The following is a 16,201-nucleotide window of genomic DNA, read 5'->3' as shown; positions in this document are numbered from 1 at the left end:
ATTTCTCCGAAATATTGATTGCTCAGGCCGCGCTGCGCCTTCGGTCGGGCGAAACAGCCTCGTCGGAAAGCAGCTTCAGCGCGTCGGCCAGCTTGAGCGATTCCTGATCGCGCGAGCCGAGCCGGCGGATGTTGACCGTCTCCTCTTCCGCCTCGCGCTTGCCGCATACGAGGATCACAGGAACCTTGGCCAGCGAATGCTCACGCACCTTGTAGTTGATCTTCTCGTTGCGCAGATCCGGTTCGGCCAAAAGTCCTGCCGCCTTCAACTGTGCGACGACCTTTCGCGCATAGTCGTCAGCATCCGAGGTGATCGTCGCCACAACCACCTGCAGCGGCGCGAACCACAGCGGGAAATGACCGGAATAATGCTCGATCAGGATGCCGAGAAAGCGTTCCATCGAACCGCAGATGGCGCGATGCACCATCACCGGCTGCTTCTTTTCCGAATCCGAACCTATGTAGAAGGCGCCAAAGCGTTCCGGCAGATTGAAGTCGACCTGCGTGGTGCCGCACTGCCATTCGCGGCCGATGGCGTCCTTCAGCACATATTCGAATTTCGGCCCATAGAAAGCGCCCTCGCCCGGATTGATCGAGGTCTTGATGCGGTTTCCCGAGCGCGTCCTGATTGTATCCAGCACGTTGCCCATGATCGCCTCGGCATGATCCCAGGCCTCGTCGGTGCCGACGCGCTTATCCGGCCGCGTCGACAGCTTCACGCTGACATCGTCGAAGCCGAAATCGGCGTAGGTCGACAGGATCAGATCGTTGATGCGCAGGCACTCCGCGGCCAGCTGCTCCTCGGTGCAGAAGATGTGCGCATCGTCCTGCGTGAAGCCGCGCACGCGCATCAGCCCGTGCAAGGCGCCGGACGGTTCGTAACGATGCACATTGCCGAATTCCGCAAGCTTTACGGGCAGATCGCGATAGGATTTCAACCCATGCTTGAATATCTGCACGTGGCCCGGACAATTCATCGGCTTCAGCGCGAACACGCGGTCGTCGTCGGTGTCGTCGCCGGCCACCGTCACCTTGAACATGGCATCGCGATACCAGCCCCAGTGGCCAGACGTCTCCCACAGGCTCTTGTCGAGAACCTGCGGTGCGTTGACCTCCTGGTAGCCCTGCTCGTCGAGGCGGCGGCGCATGTAGTTGACCAGATTCTGGAACATCTTCCAGCCCTTGGCGTGCCAGAAGACGACGCCCGGCCCCTCTTCCTGGAAATGGAACAGGTCCATCTCGCGGCCGAGTTTGCGGTGGTCGCGCTTCTCTGCCTCTTCCAGCATCGTCTGGTAGGCATCGAGTTCAGCTTGCTCGGCCCAGGCCGTGCCGTAGATGCGGGTCAGCATGGGGTTGTTCGAATCGCCACGCCAATAGGCGCCGGCCACCTTCATCAGCTTGAAGGCGTTGCCGATCTGCCCGGTGGAGGCCATGTGTGGGCCGCGGCAGAGGTCGAACCAGTCACCCTGGGAATAGATCTTGAGATCCTGGTCTTCGGGAATGGCGTCGATCAGCTCGAGCTTGTAGCGCTCGCCCTTCTCGGCAAAGACCTTTTTCGCCTTGTCGCGCGACCAGACTTCCTTGGTGAACGGCTTGTTACGCGCAATGATCTCGCGCATCTTCTTTTCGATCACCGGGAAATCGTCAGGCGTGAACGGCTCGTTGCGGGCGAAGTCGTAATAGAATCCGTTCTCGATCACCGGCCCGATGGTCACTTGCGTTCCCGGCCACAGTTCCTGCACGGCCTCCGCCAGCACGTGTGCTGCATCATGACGGATGAGTTCCAGCGCGCGCGGATCGCTGCGGGTGATGATCTCGACCTTGCCGGACTTGCCAAGCGGGTCGGAAAGATCGCGAACGGTGCCGTCGATGGCATAGGCGACAGCCTTCTTGGCCAGCGACTTCGAGATCGATTCGGCGAGGCCCGCACCGGTCATCGCCGCGTCATAGTCGCGGACGGAGCCATCGGGAAATGTCAGGGAAACGGAATTCAGCATCGGGTATCTCCTATCCAGTCCCGCAAACGAGCGCGGGTGGTCGTGGTGTGAAGCCGGAGGCATCCGGCAGCGGGCGGGTTTTAGAGGCCACGCGGCATCAGGTAAAGAGCCGTCGTTGGCGCAGCTGTCAGGAAATGGCGCGACAGATGTCGCAGGCCAGTCGCACAGGCTTGCGAATTTCCCCGACACGAGGTTGGAATCCCCGGCATGGAAGACGCAAAATCCAGCCGAACCGCCTTGGGCGTCGCGCGCATGCGGGCCCTCCACCAGTTCTCGCAGCAGGCGGCGCTGTTTCGCGACCCATATGCGAGTGCGATACTGGGCGATGCCGCACCGACGGTGCAGGAGCTCGAGCAGGAAGGTGAGCGCAGCCGGCGCATGCGCCTGTTCGTGGCAGCGCGCGCCCGCCTCGCCGAGGACTGGCTGGCTGCGGCGGTGCGCCGGGGCGTCCAGCAAGTGGTGGTGCTCGGCGCCGGCCTCGACACTTTCTCGCTGCGCAATCCGTACCCTGATGTCGCGGTGTTCGAAGTCGATCACCCGGCGACACAGGCCTGGAAACGGAAATGCATCGCCGATGCTGGTCTTGCCGAACCGCGGGCCACCATGTTCGTGCCGGTCAACTTCGAGCGCCAGCGCCCCGCGGATGGCCTGGCATCGGCCGGTTTGCGGCAGACCGAGCCCAGTTTCTTCATCTGGCTGGGTGTCGTTCCGTATCTGAGCCAGGACGCAATCTTCAGCACCCTGTCCTGGATTGCCGGCATGCCCGGTTCGGAGGTCGTCTTCGACTACAGCGAGCCGGCCGAGAACCGCGATGCGGCTGGACAGGCTGCCCTCTCTTTCCATGCGGCGCGCGTCGCCGCTGCCGGAGAGCCCTGGATCAGCTTCTTCGTGCCCGCGGCACTGGCGCAATCGCTGCGCGAGCTCGGCTTCGATGAGATCGAAGATCTGGAAAGCAGCGACATCGCCGCCCGCTTCTCCAGGACGCCAAAGGCGGAGACAAGGAATTCCGGCGGCCACATCCTTCGTGCCCGCCGGAGCACTTGAAGCTAAAGCAAGTTCACTTCACCAGTTGCGGCAACTCCCTCAGTAACGCCGCGCGTGTCGCCGGGCCTTTCGGCATGTCGATCGGCTTGGTGTCGACGACCAGCCGGGCGAAGACGATCCGGCGGCCGCCCTTTTCGGCCCAGCCGACGAACCAGCCCAGCGCGCGCTTGTCCTTGCTGTTTCCCAGCCTGGTGCTGCCGGTTTTGCCCCGCACCGTCCAGCCGCCGGCCTGGAAAGTCGGCAGGATGGCTCGGGTCATCTCATGCGCCTTGGCAGAAACCGGCATCTTGCCGGCGAGCAGCTGGCGCAGGAAGGCTGTCTGTTCGACCGGCGATATCTCAAGCGAGGAATTTATCCAGGATTGCGTGAGCCCGTTGTCCTTGTCGGCATCGCCCGAGACATCCATGTTGCCGTAGCCGAATTTCGAGACGTAGAGGGCAAAGCTTTTTGCGCCGAGCCGGCGCACGATCTCGCGCGAATACCATACGATCGAGTCGCGCTCCCAGATCGTCGGGTCGACGGCTTTGTGGTCGCGGCTCACGGCCCTGAATTCAGGCTTGTAGTCCCAGGTCGGCGTATGCGCATCGCTCAGGATACCGCTGTCGTAGCCGATCAGCGCCAGCGGCACCTTGAAGGTCGACGCCGGCTGACGCGTTGGTCGCAGACGCCGCTTTGATACAGCGTCTCGCCGCTCGCCGCGTCCTGGATAAGCGTGCAGGCGACATCGCCAAGCGGAGCCGATTGCGCCCGCATCGGAAATCCCAGAAACCAGGCCAGCAGGAAGAGGACCGCGGCAATGATGAAGGGATGGGTTTCGATCCGACGCATGTGGGCTCTCCTGGGAATGAACAGGAGGCGCTTAGCCAAGTGTCTTGGCTCGATTTTGACTCAAATGCGCAGTCTTTGTGCAGCCCGTTGTTAACCTTACCGGATTGTAAAGAAATGCCGCGCTGGCGATCTGGATCAGGGACCAGCGCGCCCGCCGTCAGGCCTCGCCGCGCTTCCTGCCGATCTGCCAATAACGCCATGGCATGAACCAGACATAGCGCTGATCGAGTACCTCCGGCACGCGATCGATGCCATGCGAACCGAAAGGGCCGCAGCGCAGCACGCGGAACAGCCCCATGAAGCCGCCGGCCCACAGACCATGGCGGGCGATCGCCTCATGCGCGTATTCGGAACAGGTCGGCAGATGCCGGCAGGAATTGCCGACAAATCCGGACAGCGTCAGTTGATAGAGGCGCACCAGCGACGTGCCGAAAATGCGGCCGGGTGTTTTGCGCCAGGGACCGGGCCAGTTGCGCCCGCGCCGGGTCCGTCCGGCGGCATGCACATGCCGATGCTGGTCGCCCACCGCAGTCTCTTTCCGAACGCGACCCGAAACCGGCTTCCGGGTCAGCTTGCGTTTCCAAACCGATAGATGTGAGCTTCGGCCGGCAAACGCAATCCTCTTCACTCACTCGCCTCTTTGTCGGCTCAGGGTCGCGAGCGGCGAAAGGGATGCCGCTCCGATGGAGCCGCCCAGCGGGTGGCCGGCCTTTGCTCGGTGCGCTGCACATGATGCCGCCTGTGGCCATGCCACTGAAACGTCGCGATCCGCATCACATCGCAAAAGATTTCCAGTAACTGGATCATGGCCGCATCTCCTTTGAGGTGGATTAGACGCCCGCTGGCCTTCGCCTTCAAACGAGTATAATTTCCGGTTCGGATAACTTCGGGTTATGCGAAATGAAGCGCGGACGGTTGCCCCTGACGGCGTTGCGGAGTTTCGAGGCAGCCGGCCGGCAATTGAGCTTTAGCCGGGCCGCCGAGGAGCTGTTCGTCTCCCAGGCCGCCATCAGCCGGCAGATCCGCGAACTCGAGCAGTTCCTGCACCAGCCCTTGTTCCACCGTCATCACCGTCGCGTCGAGTTGACCGAGGCCGGCCAGCGCCTGCTCGATCAGCTGGTCAGGAGTTTCGATGACATCGACAGGCTGGTTTCGGACCTGGTGGCGGCCCCGGCGCAGTCGGTGGTTCGCGTCAGCGTCGAGCCGTCGCTGGCCTCTGTATGGCTGTTGCCGCGGCTCAACCGCTTCAGCCAGTTGCGGCCCGATATCGACGTTTCCCTCGAAGTCGACCCAAGGCCGATCGAGTTCCGCAGCGATCAGCCCGAACTCGCCTTGCGCTTCAGCGCGCGCGCCACCTCATGGCCGCGCAGCGAGGCCGAATGGCTAGCCTCGACCGTCGATTCACCGGTCTTGTCGCCGGTCTTGCTGGCATCGGGCCCTGCCCTCGAAAAGCCGCTCGACCTTGCCCGCTACACGCTGTTGCACGAGGAAAATCGTCAGGGCTGGGCGCGCTGGTTCGAAGCGGCTGGCGTCGCCGCCGACGCCATTCCGGCGCGCGGCCCTATGCTGGCGGATGTGTCGCTGTCGAAGCAGGCGGCCCTGCTCGGCCACGGCGTGGCGCTGGGCGACCTCTTGCAGATCGGCGAGGAGATTGCATCCGGCGCGCTGATCAAGCCGTTCGACATTGATGTCGCATCGGGCGCCTACTGGCTGGTCGCCAGGAGTTTGAAGGACCTGGCGGAGCCGGCCAAGGCCTTCGCCGACTGGGTGAGAAGCGAATTTGCCGAAAGCAGACGGGCGCAGCAAACCAAGAGCCGCCTGACCGGCCTCAGCTAATTTGGCTTCTTGCGGAATTTTTCGAGGGCTTGGTCGAGCTCCTTCGCATCGATGCCCAGAGCCCTGTCCGAAGTATCCTGTCCCGGGTCGAATGTCAGCACGACATCACGCCACAGATCATAATGGGCCGTATAGGATGTCAGCCTGGAAAATGGTGCGCAGCGCGAGATGGCCCGGACAGCGGCCTCGGCAACCTTGTCCGGCGTCGGTGGCGCAGGGCTGAGGATTTTTGGCGGACCGGCGAGCGAACCGTCCTTGTTCAGGCTGAACTGGACGCGGACTATGCTGTGGGCGTCTACAGGTATGCTCCAGCAGAGCTGGATGGCCTTCTTGAGATACTCGCCGATATCGCGCTGGACCGCCACGTCCGCCCGGCTCGCGCCGCTGCTCAACGCAACTGCGCCAGCAAGGCTCGCGGCGAACACCAGGCTTTGGCGATCAAATGGCAAGGGTCACGCCGCTTGTTCGGCGCGTTTCTTCTCGATCTGACCGATGGCATCGACGACCGCATCGAAGGTCAGCATGGTCGAGGCATGGCGCGCCTTGTAGTCGCGCACCGGCTCCAGATATCTCAGATCGGCAAAGCGGCCTTGCGGCGGCGCGCCATTTTCCTTGAGCATCTTCAGCATGGTGTCGCGCACCGCCCGCAATTCGTCGGCGCTGGCGCCGATGACATGTTGAGCCATGATCGAGGACGAGGCTTGGCCGAGGGCGCAAGCCTTCACGTCATGAGCGAAATCGGTGACGACGCCATTGTCCATCTTGAGGTCGACGGTTACCGTCGAGCCGCACAATTTGGAATGAGCCTTGGCACTCGCATCCGGATGATCGAGCCGGCCTATGCGGGCGATGTTTCCGGCAAAACCCAGAATTTTCGCATTGTAGACGTCGTCAATCATATTTTTCCAATCCGTCGCCGCCAAGCGAACAGCGATTGCCGCTGTGGCGTCTTTCATTCGCTGCGCACGACCATATATAATGCTGGCAGTCGGGTATCGACAAGGCAACGCAAAGCCGCCGTCCTTGCCCATTTCGTTCACGCCGCTTGCGGGCTGGAAACCGGGCGAGTTTTCAGCACCCGAAAGGTCGTGGTCCGTTCAACTCGTTCCTCCTGAGAGAGGAACTACGGGAGACGCCTTTATGGATGCCGTCATCAAGAAAATCATGCCCCCTTCCGACTATCTGGACAAGCCGGTCACCGACAGGCCGAGCGAAGCCGAGGTCGAGGCCGCCGTGCGCACGCTGTTGCGCTGGACCGGCGACAATCCGGACCGCGAGGGCCTGATCGACACGCCCAAGCGCGTCACCAAGGCCTTTCTCGAAATGTTCAACGGCTATGACATGTGCCCGGCCGAAGAGCTCGGCCGCACTTTCGAGGAAGTCGCCGGCTATGACGATCTCGTCATCGTCAGGGACATCCAGTTCCACTCGCATTGCGAGCACCACATGGTGCCGATCATCGGCAAGGCGCATGTCGGCTACCTCCCGGATGGCAAGGTCGTCGGCCTGTCCAAGATCGCCCGTGTGGTCGATATCTTCGCCCATCGCCTGCAGACTCAGGAGGCCATGACCGCACAGATCGCCGGCGTCATCCAGGACGTGCTCAATCCGCGCGGTGTCGCCGTCATGATCGAGGCCGAGCATATGTGCATGGCCATGCGCGGCATCCGCAAGCAGGGCTCCACCACGCTGACCTCGACCTTCACCGGCGTGTTCAAGGACACGCCCGAGGAACAGGTCCGTTTCGTCACCATGGTGCGCGGCCTCGGGGCGTAAGCCTCTCGCCGGCATCGCTAGATCAAGGACCGGCGATGTCGGCACTAACATTTCCCAAGGCTCCATCAGACAAGAAGGCTCTCGAAGAAGGCGCGGTGTTTTCCCCGCGCTTCGATGCTGCCGGGCTGGTCACCGTCGTCGTCACCGACGCCGCTGACGGTATGCTGCTGATGGTCGCGCATATGAATGCCGAGGCGCTGGCGCTGACGCTCGAAACCGGCATCGCGCACTACTGGTCGCGCTCGCGCAGCACGCTGTGGAAGAAGGGCGAAACATCAGGCAATTTTCAGACCGTCGTCGAGATGCTCACGGATTGTGACCAGGACGCCATATGGTTGCGCGTCAAAGTGTTGGGCCACGACGCAACTTGTCACACCGGCCGGCGTTCATGTTTTTATCGGACGGTGGGGCTAATCGGCGGCAAGGCAACGCTTGCCGACGATGGCAGCACGCCGCTGTTCGATGCGGAAAAAACCTATCGGAAGCCCGCGTGAACCATTCAACAGTCGCAAACCACTCATATTCACTATTCTCAAACGTCCTTCCTGTAGAACGGACGCGGGACAAGGGAGATCATGATGCTCGAGTGGGCGTCATTGCGTAGCAGACCGGACGTGCGGGAGGCCAATGGCCCCTCATCGTCCGGCGGGGTGCCTGACCCGCAACCCGCGGGCAAGACAGGCATTTCGCTCGCGCTGGGCGGCGGCTGCGCACGCGGCTGGGCGCACATTGGCGTGCTGCGCGCGCTCGACGAAGCCGGCATCGAAGTCTCAATGATCGCCGGCACCTCGATCGGCGCGCTGGTTGGCGGCTGCTATCTCGCCGGCAAGCTGGACGAACTCGAGGAGTTCGCCCGCAGCCTGACCAAGCGGCGCATCTTCGGCCTGCTCGATCTCAATCTGCGCGGCAGCGGCCTGTTCGGCGGCATGAAACTGGACGTCAGGCTGCGCGAGCACATGGCAGGCATCCGCTTCGAGGATCTGACGAAACCCTTCGTCGCCGTTGGCGCCGAAATTCGCACCGGCCATGAGATCTGGCTGTCCAGCGGTTCGCTGATCACCGCGATGCGGGCTTCCTATGCGCTGCCCGGCGTGTTCGAACCGGTGAATTGCAACGGCCGCATTCTGGTCGACGGCGCGCTGGTCAACCCGGTTCCGGTTTCGGTCTGCCGCGCCTACGAGCAGCCGCTGGTCGTCGCGGTCAACCTTCACTACGATCTGTTCGGCCGCGCCGCCGTCATCAAGCACAGCGCCGGCGAACTGCTCATCGAGAAGGACGCGCCCCGGCCAGGCCAGGCCAGCCCCGACCACCAGCCGCACCAGAGCCGTCTCGGCATCACCGGCGTCATGGTCGAAGCTTTCAACATCATCCAGGACCGGATTTCACGCGCAAGGCTGGCGGGCGATCCGCCCGACATGTCGCTGCAACCGAAACTCAGCCATATCGGCTTGACCGAATTCCACCGCGCGGATGAGGCGATCAGCGTCGGTTACCAGGCGACGATGGCGCAGATCAGCGAGTTGAAGCGGCTGCAGACGGTTCTCGCTTAAACCAATTCGGCAATGTCAGGCTTTGGCCGCATCGGTGATGCGGAACTGCACCGTGCGGTTGCCGTTCCAATAATTCCCCGACAGCGAGCCGGCTACATGGATCGTGTTGCCCCTGTTCTTGAACAGGAATTCGCCCAGCGCGGTATCGACGGATCGAAAGGCGATGCCCTGGATGCGGCCGCCGCTTTCCGACTGCAGATCGGCCCGGATGTGGTTGGTGCCGACGGCCCGCGCGTCGGCCAGCCGATGGCGCGGCAGCGCGAACACCGGCGCGACATGGCCGGCGCCGAAAGGCCCGGCCTTTTCCAGTGCATCGAGCAAAGCAATCGTCGCGCCCTCGGCGGCGAGCGCGCCGTCGACGGCCAGACTTTCTTCGTCCTGCAGCCGGAACACTTCGGCCGCCGCGCGCTCCTCGAAGAAAGCACGGAGTTCGCCGAGCTTGGCGCGTTCCACCGTGATGCCGGCGGCCATGCCGTGGCCGCCGCCCTTGACGATCAGCCCGGCATCGGCGGCTGCGCGCACCAGCCGTCCGAGATCGAAGCCCGACACCGAACGGCCGGATCCGGTGCCGATGCCATTGGCGTTGAAGGCGATGGCGAAGGCCGGCCGCCGCGCATGGTCCTTCAGCCGCGAGGCGATCAAGCCGACAATGCCGGGATGCCAATTGGTGCTGGCGGTGACGATGATGGCCGGCCCGTTGCCGCCGGCAAGTTCGGCGTCAGCCTCGGCGCGCGCCGCTGCCAGCATCTCCAGCTCCATCTGCTGGCGTTCCTGGTTGAGCCGGTCGAGTGTCTCGGCAATGGTCCTGGCCTCAACCGGATCGTCGGTGGCGAGCAGCCGGCTGCCAAGTGCTGCATCGCCGATGCGGCCGCCGGCATTGATGCGCGGCCCAATCAGATAGGCGAGATGAAAGGTGCTTATCGGCTCACCAATGCGGGACACCCGCGCCAGTGTGGCGAGCCCCTCATTCTTCTGCTGCCGCGCCATCTGTAGTCCCTTGACGACGAAAGCGCGGTTCACGCCGATGAGCGGCACCACATCGCAAACCGTGGCCAGCGCCGCCAAGTCGAGCAACGACAACAGGTCCGGTGGCGCTGCGTCGGGCAATCGGCTGCGCAGGACCCTCGCCGTCTGCACCAGAGTGAGGAAGACGACACCGGCGGCGCACAGATGGCCTTGCCCGGAAAGGTCGTCCTCGCGATTGGGATTGACGACCGCGGTCGCCTCCGGCAGCGGGCCGCCGACCTGATGGTGGTCGAGCACCACCACATCGGCGCCTGCGGCCTTGGCGGCATCAATGGAGACAGCGCTGTTGGTGCCGCAATCGACGGTGACGATCAGCGTCGCGCCGCGCGAGACCAGTTCGCGCATAGCCTCCGGATTGGGGCCGTAGCCCTCGAAGATGCGGTCGGGAATGTAGATCTCCGAAGGCACCAAGAAATGCGTCAGGAAGCGTTTGAGCAACGCCGAAGAGGCGGCGCCGTCGACATCGTAGTCGCCGAAGATTGCCACCTTCTCCTTGGCCATGACCGCTTCGGCGATGCGGGTCGCAGCCTTGCCCATGTCGGTCAGCGAAGCCGGATCCGGCAACAGATTGCGGATCGTCGGATCGAGGAAGCGCTCGGCCTGGTCCGCGGTCACGCCGCGCCCGGCGAGCACGCGCGCCACAATGTCGGGCACGCCGTGGCCCTGCGCTATGGCGAGCGCAGTCATGTCCTGCCGCTCGCTCAACCGGTGTTCCCAGGAAACACCGGTCGCCGACTGCCTGACATCGAGGAAGAAGCGTTTGTCGCCCGTCATAGGAGGCGTAATCTATAGATTGTCATTTCCGGCAATATGCGACGGCTAAACACGAAAGTCTCAAAACTTTTCCACATCCTGGTGACGCCTTGATCTCGCGACTCACGCCTCCGCCAGAGCCCGATGATGATTGGTGGGTTCGACCTGAAATCTCAATCCGGCTCCAAATCAAAGAGATAGAGCATTATGGCGTCTGAAACCACTTTTCAGCAGCAGCATCAATCGGTTAAAGGAGAAAAATGACTTGGCCTAGCCCGCACGCTCGATGCGGATAACCTGCGGCTTGTCTGTGAGGTGGCCGTCCTTGGTGATGCCGTCGACAGCCTTGCGCACCGCTGCTTCCGTCGTCTCGTGGGTGACCAGGATCACCGTCTTTTGCGCGTCGGTCTCACCGCTGACGGCATGCTGGACGATCGATTCCAGCGAAATGTCGTTGTCGGCCATGCGCTTGGCGATCGCGGCAAAGACGCCGATGCGATCATGCACGGTCAGTCGGATGAAATAGCCGCCGGCATGGCTGCGCATCTGCGCCTTCTTGTAGGGCCGCAGTTCCTTGGCCGGCAGGCCGAACACCGGACCGTGCTGGAAGCCCGGCCGGCTCTTGGCAATGTCGGCGATATCGCCGACCACGGCGGACGCGGTGGCGTTGCCGCCGGCGCCGGGGCCGGAGAGCAGCAGCTCGCCCAGAATGTCGGTTTCGATGGCCACCGCATTGGTCACGCCATGCACCTGTGCGATCACCGACGCGGTCGGCACCATGGTCGGGTGCACACGCTGTTCGATGCCGCTGTCGGTGCGCTGCGCGACGCCGAGCAATTTTATCCGGTAGCCAAGGTCGCCCGCGGCGCGGATATCGGCCTGGCTGATATTGGAAATGCCTTCCATGTAGATGTCGTTGGCGGCGATCCTGGTGCCGAAGGCCAGGCTGGTCAGGATCGACAATTTATGCGCCGTGTCATGGCCCTCGATATCGAAAGTCGGATCGGCTTCGGCGTAGCCCAGCCGTTGCGCGTCCTTCAGGCACTCGTCGAAGGAGATGCCCTCGGCCTCCATGCGGGTCAGGATGTAGTTGCAGGTGCCGTTGAGGATGCCGAAAACGCGGGTGACCGAATTGCCGGCCATCGCCTCGCGCATCGTCTTGATGACCGGGATGCCGCCGGCAACTGCCGCCTCGTAGTTGAGCAGCACGCCCCTCTTCTCGGCGATTTCGGCAAGCGCCACGCCGTGCTTGGCCAACAGCGCCTTGTTGGCGGTGACGACATGACGTCCGGCTTCAAGTGCTGCCTTGACCGACGCGCGCGCTGCCCCTTCGTCGCCGCCGATCAGTTCGACGAAGACGTCGATATCGGCGGCCTGCGCCATCTTGATCGGATCGTCGAACCATTTGGCGGCGCTGAGGTCGACGCCACGGTCGCGCTTGGGATCGCGCGCGGAAACGGTCGTGACGATGACATCGCGTCCGCACTGGCGCGTCAGCTCCGCTGCCTTGTCGCGCAGCACGCGCGCCACCGAGGCGCCGACCGTACCCAGACCCGCAATTCCAACACGCAACGCTTCAGCCATGCCCGGCGACGCCCCTCAAAAAATCTACTCGAATAAGATGTGCGGCGACTTTAGCGATGCGCGGCGAGCGGCACCACATTGTTCGGCTGCTTGGCGCTGGACGCCAGGAAGCGCTTGATGTTGCGCGCCGCCTGCCGGATCCGGTGCTCGTTCTCGACCAGCGCGATGCGGACGTGATCGTCGCCATGCTCGCCAAAGCCGATGCCCGGCGCCACCGCCACGTCGGCGTGCTCGATCAGGAGCTTGGAAAACTCAAGCGAGCCGAGATGCTTGAACGGCTCCGGGATCGGCGCCCAGGCGAACATCGAGGCAGCCGGTGCCGGAATGGTCCAGCCGGCGCGGCTGAAGGCATCGACCATGACGTCGCGGCGCTTCAAATAGACCTCGCGCACTTCGGCGATGTCGGCGCCGTCGCCATTCAGCGCATGCGCCGCCGCCACCTGGATCGGCGTGAAGGCGCCGTAGTCGAGATAGGACTTCACCCGCGTCAACGCCGAGATCAGCCGCTCATTGCCGACGGCAAAGCCCATGCGCCAGCCGGGCATGGAGAAGGTCTTCGACATCGAGGTGAACTCGACGCAGACATCGATGGCGCCCGGCACTTGCAGCACCGAAGGCGGCGGATTGCCGTCGAAATAGATCTCCGAATAGGCAAGGTCCGACAGGATGATGATGTCGTTCTTCTTGGCGAAGGCGACCACGTCCTTGTAGAAATCGAGCGAGGCGACCAGCGCCGTCGGGTTAGACGGATAGTTGAGGATCAATGCCAGTGGCTTCGGGATCGAATGACGGACACCGCGCTCGAGCGCCGGGATGAAGCCGTCATCCGGCTCGACCTGCAGCGAACGGATGACGCCGCCCGACATGATGAAGCCGAAAGCATGGATCGGATAGGTCGGGTTGGGGCACAGGATCACGTCGCCCGGCGCGGTGATCGCCTGCGCCATATTGGCGAAGCCTTCCTTCGAACCGAGCGTCGCCACCACCTGCGTGTCGGGATTGAGCTTCACGCCGAAACGGCGCTGATAATAGGCGGCCTGGGCGCGGCGCAGACCTGGGATGCCGCGCGAGGAGGAATAGCGATGCGTGCGCGGATCGCGCACCACTTCGCACAATTTGTCGACGATCGCCTTCGGAGTCGGCAGGTCGGGATTGCCCATGCCAAGGTCGATAATGTCAGCGCCGCGCGAACGGGCGCTGGCCTTCAGCCGGTTGACCTGCTCGAACACGTAGGGCGGAAGCCGGCGGACCTTGTGAAATTCTTCCATGTCAGTTCCAGACGATTTAAGATTGGCTTCAGCACAGTTGGCTTGGCTAGGCGCCCTTGGCAAAGACCGCTTTCGGCGCGCGATATAGCCTTATTTGCAGGTAGGGTCGAGGGCGGGATCGCATTTGGCTTCGATCTGCTTCAGCGTGTCCTTGCCATGGTTCTTCGCCAGCGAATTCAGCGCCGCCGGGCTGGTGGACGGGGCACCGCCGCCGCCCTTGGCCACTTGCCCCTGCTGTTCGCCCTTCAACTGGGCAAGCTTGGCCTGCGTCTCCTCAGGGGTGAGTTGCTTTGCCGCCACCTGCGGTGGGATGTTGAGATTGGGATAAGAGCCGGTGTCCTGCGCGCCCTGGGTCAGGCCGACATTCATCCCGTTGCCGGTGTTGGCGCTCGTGCAGCCACTTGCCGCCAGCAGCCCTGGCGCCAGACAGGCGATTGCAACCGCGATGCGGCAAAAGCGGCCTGCCCCCGAAAAAATGGTCTCGCCGGTGTTAATCGTCATATTGTTTTCCTGGCAGCCGGGGTACAGCGCATTGGACCCGGTCAGATGTCCCATGATAATATGTCAAGAAAACGCCTCGGGAGGAACCCCGCGAGCCATGTCCAAAACACCTGATTCGAGCAAAGCGGAAGATGATCAATCTTCGACCGTCGAGCAATATCTGGTGAAAGACCCGGAACGCTTCGCGTTGAACATGGCGCGCATGGTCGAGCAGGCCGGCAAAGCCGCCTCCGCCTGGGCCGAGCCGCGCGAAAAGGGCGAGGTGCGCGATCATGTCGCCGAACCCGTGGTCGACATGGTAAAAACCTTTTCCAAGCTCAGCGAATATTGGCTGGCCGACCCGCAACGCGCGCTGGAAGCGCAGACGCGACTGTTCGCCGGCTACATGACGGTCTGGGGCAACGCCATCCAGAAGGTTAGCCCGAATGCCGAGGCGCCCGAAGATGCGGTCAAGCCCGAGCGCGGCGACAAGCGTTTTCAAGACCCCGAATGGGGTCGCAACGCTTTCTTCGATTTCCTCAAACAGGCCTATCTCGTCACCTCGCGCTGGGCGGCCGACCTGGTCGAGCACGCCGAAGGCCTCGACGATCACACCCGCCATAAGGCCAGCTTCTACGTCAAGCAGGTGTCCAATGCCATCTCGCCGTCGAACTTCATCCTGACCAATCCGGAGCTGTTTCGAGAAACCGTTGCCTCGAATGGCGAAAACCTGGTGCGCGGCATGAAGATGCTGGCCGAAGACATCGCCGCCGGCAAGGGCGACCTGAAGCTGAGACAAGCTGACTATTCGCCCTTCGAGATCGGCAAGAACGTCGCGACATCTCCCGGCAAGGTGGTCGGGCGCAGCGATGTCGCCGAAATCATCCAGTACGATCCGACGACGGAGACGGTGCTCAAGCGCCCGCTGCTGATCTGCCCGCCCTGGATCAACAAGTTCTACATCCTCGATCTCAACCCGCAAAAGTCCTTCATCCGCTGGGCGATCGAGCAAGGCCATACCGTGTTCGTCATCTCCTGGATCAATCCCGACGAGCGGCACGGCGCCAAGGGCTGGGAAGCTTACATACGGGAAGGCCTGCAATACGGCCTCGACACGATCGAGAAGGCGACCGGCGAGAAAGAGGTCAACGCCATCGGCTATTGCGTCGGCGGCACGCTGCTGGCGGCCGCACTCGCACTGCTGGCACAGGAAGGCGACAACCGCATCAAATCGGCGACCTTCTTCACCACGCAGGTCGACTTCACCCATGCCGGCGACCTGAAAGTCTTCGTCGACGAGGACCAGGTGGCAGCGGTCGAGAAATCGATGAACGAAAAGGGCTACCTCGACGGCACCAAGATGGCGACCGCCTTCAACATGCTGCGCTCGGGCGACCTGATCTGGCCTTATGTCATCAACAATTACATGCGCGGCAAGGATCCCCTTCCCTTCGACCTGCTCTACTGGAACGCCGATTCCACCCGCATGGCGGCCGCCAACCACTCCTTCTACCTGCGCAACTGTTATCTCGAGAACAATCTGACGCGTGGCGTGATGGAACTCGCCGGCCGCACTTTGTCGCTGGCCGACGTCACCATCCCGGTTTACAACCTGGCGTCGAAGGAAGATCACATCGCGCCGGCCCTTTCGGTGTTTCTCGGCTCGCAATATTTCGGCGGCGACGTCGAGTTTGTGATGGCTGGTTCCGGCCACATTGCCGGTGTCGTCAACCCGCCGGCAGCCAAGAAATACCAGTACTGGACCGGCGGCAAACCGACAGGCGATTTTGACCAGTGGCTCGCCTCGGCGGTGGAGCATCCCGGCTCCTGGTGGACGCACTGGCAGCACTGGATCGAAACCCAGGACGACACCCTCGTTCCGGCCCGCAAACCGGGCAAGCATATGAAAACCCTGGGTGATGCCCCCGGCACCTATGTGAAGGTCCGCGTGTAACGGCCGGCACCTTTTGCAGGTGCCTGTGTGTAACGGAATGTAATGTCTGGTGAGTTGACGGGCCGGCAAAACGGGGCGAAATGGTGTCGTCAACCTTCAAGAAGCC

At 62.8% G+C, this 16,201-nt stretch carries 14 protein-coding genes and 1 pseudogene; 6 read left to right on the top strand and 9 right to left on the bottom strand.

Annotation, left to right across the window (positions count from 1 at the left end; all coding sequences use genetic code 11):
* Nucleotides 1–22: 22 nt before the first annotated feature.
* On the bottom strand, nucleotides 23–1,996 hold the full coding sequence (gene thrS, locus NKL04_RS06345) for a threonine--tRNA ligase (RefSeq protein ID WP_023667614.1): 1,974 nt from the start codon (nucleotides 1,994–1,996) through the stop codon (nucleotides 23–25).
* A gap of 207 nt (nucleotides 1,997–2,203) precedes the next feature.
* Here thrS and NKL04_RS06340 point away from each other — a divergent pair, with 207 nt between their 5' ends.
* Nucleotides 2,204–3,040, top strand: a complete 837-nt coding sequence (locus NKL04_RS06340) for an SAM-dependent methyltransferase (protein WP_023695453.1) — start codon at nucleotides 2,204–2,206, stop codon at nucleotides 3,038–3,040.
* 13 nt (nucleotides 3,041–3,053) lie between these two features.
* Here NKL04_RS06340 and blaOXA read toward each other — a convergent pair.
* Both blaOXA and yidD read right to left on the bottom strand, forming a co-directional pair.
* Nucleotides 3,054–3,868, bottom strand: a pseudogene (blaOXA, locus tag NKL04_RS06335) (class D beta-lactamase).
* Nucleotides 3,869–4,025: 157 nt separating this feature from the next.
* Nucleotides 4,026–4,394 carry a membrane protein insertion efficiency factor YidD gene (gene yidD / locus NKL04_RS06330; protein ID WP_023667617.1) on the bottom strand — a complete coding sequence of 123 codons (369 nt, stop codon included), beginning with the start codon at nucleotides 4,392–4,394 and terminating at the stop codon, nucleotides 4,026–4,028.
* Nucleotides 4,395–4,768: 374 nt separating this feature from the next.
* Here yidD and NKL04_RS06325 point away from each other — a divergent pair, with 374 nt between their 5' ends.
* Nucleotides 4,769–5,704 (top strand): LysR substrate-binding domain-containing protein, encoded by a 936-nt coding sequence (locus NKL04_RS06325; RefSeq protein ID WP_023701216.1) that lies wholly within the window; start codon nucleotides 4,769–4,771, stop codon nucleotides 5,702–5,704.
* Here the strand turns inward: NKL04_RS06325 and tolA are convergent.
* Together tolA and NKL04_RS06315 are read right to left on the bottom strand one after the other, a co-directional pair.
* Nucleotides 5,701–6,096 carry a cell envelope integrity protein TolA gene (gene tolA, locus NKL04_RS06320; RefSeq protein ID WP_156933737.1) on the bottom strand — a complete coding sequence of 132 codons (396 nt, stop codon included), beginning with the start codon at nucleotides 6,094–6,096 and terminating at the stop codon, nucleotides 5,701–5,703. The two genes, NKL04_RS06325 and tolA, sit on opposite strands and share 4 nt — an antisense overlap.
* Nucleotides 6,097–6,156: 60 nt before the next feature.
* Entirely contained in the window at nucleotides 6,157–6,603 is a 447-nt protein-coding gene (locus tag NKL04_RS06315; protein ID WP_023701218.1) for an iron-sulfur cluster assembly scaffold protein, read from the bottom strand.
* 241 nt (nucleotides 6,604–6,844) lie between these two features.
* On the opposite strand from NKL04_RS06315, the gene folE reads away from it, so the two are divergent.
* From folE to NKL04_RS06300, 3 genes are all read left to right on the top strand, one after another.
* A complete protein-coding gene (folE, locus tag NKL04_RS06310; protein ID WP_023667622.1) occupies nucleotides 6,845–7,480 on the top strand; it encodes a GTP cyclohydrolase I FolE in 636 nt (211 codons plus the stop codon).
* A 35-nt stretch (nucleotides 7,481–7,515) separates the two neighbouring features.
* Nucleotides 7,516–7,974 (top strand): phosphoribosyl-AMP cyclohydrolase, encoded by a 459-nt coding sequence (gene hisI / locus NKL04_RS06305; RefSeq protein WP_023695458.1) that lies wholly within the window; start codon nucleotides 7,516–7,518, stop codon nucleotides 7,972–7,974.
* Between the two features lie 84 nt (nucleotides 7,975–8,058).
* Nucleotides 8,059–9,030 carry a patatin family protein gene (locus NKL04_RS06300; protein ID WP_023667624.1) on the top strand — a complete coding sequence of 324 codons (972 nt, stop codon included), beginning with the start codon at nucleotides 8,059–8,061 and terminating at the stop codon, nucleotides 9,028–9,030.
* Nucleotides 9,031–9,045: 15 nt separating this feature from the next.
* On the opposite strand, the gene recJ is transcribed toward NKL04_RS06300, so the two are convergent.
* The 4 genes from recJ to NKL04_RS06280 all read right to left on the bottom strand — a co-directional run bounded on the left by recJ (nucleotide 9,046) and on the right by NKL04_RS06280 (nucleotide 14,162).
* Nucleotides 9,046–10,830, bottom strand: coding sequence for a single-stranded-DNA-specific exonuclease RecJ (recJ, locus tag NKL04_RS06295; protein ID WP_023701219.1), 1,785 nt, complete (start codon nucleotides 10,828–10,830; stop codon nucleotides 9,046–9,048).
* 249 nt (nucleotides 10,831–11,079) lie between these two features.
* Nucleotides 11,080–12,393 (bottom strand): homoserine dehydrogenase, encoded by a 1,314-nt coding sequence (locus NKL04_RS06290; protein ID WP_023695460.1) that lies wholly within the window; start codon nucleotides 12,391–12,393, stop codon nucleotides 11,080–11,082.
* A 50-nt stretch (nucleotides 12,394–12,443) separates the two neighbouring features.
* Nucleotides 12,444–13,661 (bottom strand): LL-diaminopimelate aminotransferase, encoded by a 1,218-nt coding sequence (locus NKL04_RS06285; protein ID WP_023681615.1) that lies wholly within the window; start codon nucleotides 13,659–13,661, stop codon nucleotides 12,444–12,446.
* A 90-nt stretch (nucleotides 13,662–13,751) separates the two neighbouring features.
* Nucleotides 13,752–14,162: a hypothetical protein gene (locus NKL04_RS06280; protein WP_023667627.1), complete on the bottom strand. Its 411-nt coding sequence runs from the start codon at nucleotides 14,160–14,162 to the stop codon at nucleotides 13,752–13,754.
* A gap of 97 nt (nucleotides 14,163–14,259) precedes the next feature.
* Here NKL04_RS06280 and phaC point away from each other — a divergent pair, with 97 nt between their 5' ends.
* Nucleotides 14,260–16,095 (top strand): class I poly(R)-hydroxyalkanoic acid synthase, encoded by a 1,836-nt coding sequence (gene phaC / locus NKL04_RS06275; protein WP_023701220.1) that lies wholly within the window; start codon nucleotides 14,260–14,262, stop codon nucleotides 16,093–16,095.
* Nucleotides 16,096–16,201: the final 106 nt, after the last annotated feature.

The organism is Mesorhizobium sp. C264A (assembly GCF_040324515.1).
Classification (GTDB): Bacteria; Pseudomonadota; Alphaproteobacteria; order Rhizobiales; family Rhizobiaceae; genus Mesorhizobium.
The sequence above is the reverse complement of the archived record's forward strand: the minus strand, read 5'-3'. Positions and strand labels throughout refer to the sequence as shown.

Bases quoted from the DNA above. Each gene is read 5' to 3' on its own strand.
- NKL04_RS06280 (WP_023667627.1), bottom strand. From the start codon at position 14,162: ATGACGATTAACACCGGCGAGACCATTTTTTCGGGGGCAGGCCGCTTT.
- hisI (WP_023695458.1), top strand. From the start codon at position 7,516: ATGTCGGCACTAACATTTCCCAAGGCTCCATCAGACAAGAAGGCTCTC.
- recJ (WP_023701219.1), bottom strand. From the start codon at position 10,830: ATGACGGGCGACAAACGCTTCTTCCTCGATGTCAGGCAGTCGGCGACC.
- NKL04_RS06340 (WP_023695453.1), top strand. From the start codon at position 2,204: ATGGAAGACGCAAAATCCAGCCGAACCGCCTTGGGCGTCGCGCGCATG.
- NKL04_RS06315 (WP_023701218.1), bottom strand. From the start codon at position 6,603: ATGATTGACGACGTCTACAATGCGAAAATTCTGGGTTTTGCCGGAAAC.
- phaC (WP_023701220.1), top strand. From the start codon at position 14,260: ATGTCCAAAACACCTGATTCGAGCAAAGCGGAAGATGATCAATCTTCG.
- thrS (WP_023667614.1), bottom strand. From the start codon at position 1,996: ATGCTGAATTCCGTTTCCCTGACATTTCCCGATGGCTCCGTCCGCGAC.
- NKL04_RS06290 (WP_023695460.1), bottom strand. From the start codon at position 12,393: ATGGCTGAAGCGTTGCGTGTTGGAATTGCGGGTCTGGGTACGGTCGGC.
- NKL04_RS06325 (WP_023701216.1), top strand. From the start codon at position 4,769: ATGAAGCGCGGACGGTTGCCCCTGACGGCGTTGCGGAGTTTCGAGGCA.
- folE (WP_023667622.1), top strand. From the start codon at position 6,845: ATGGATGCCGTCATCAAGAAAATCATGCCCCCTTCCGACTATCTGGAC.
- NKL04_RS06300 (WP_023667624.1), top strand. From the start codon at position 8,059: ATGCTCGAGTGGGCGTCATTGCGTAGCAGACCGGACGTGCGGGAGGCC.
- NKL04_RS06285 (WP_023681615.1), bottom strand. From the start codon at position 13,661: ATGGAAGAATTTCACAAGGTCCGCCGGCTTCCGCCCTACGTGTTCGAG.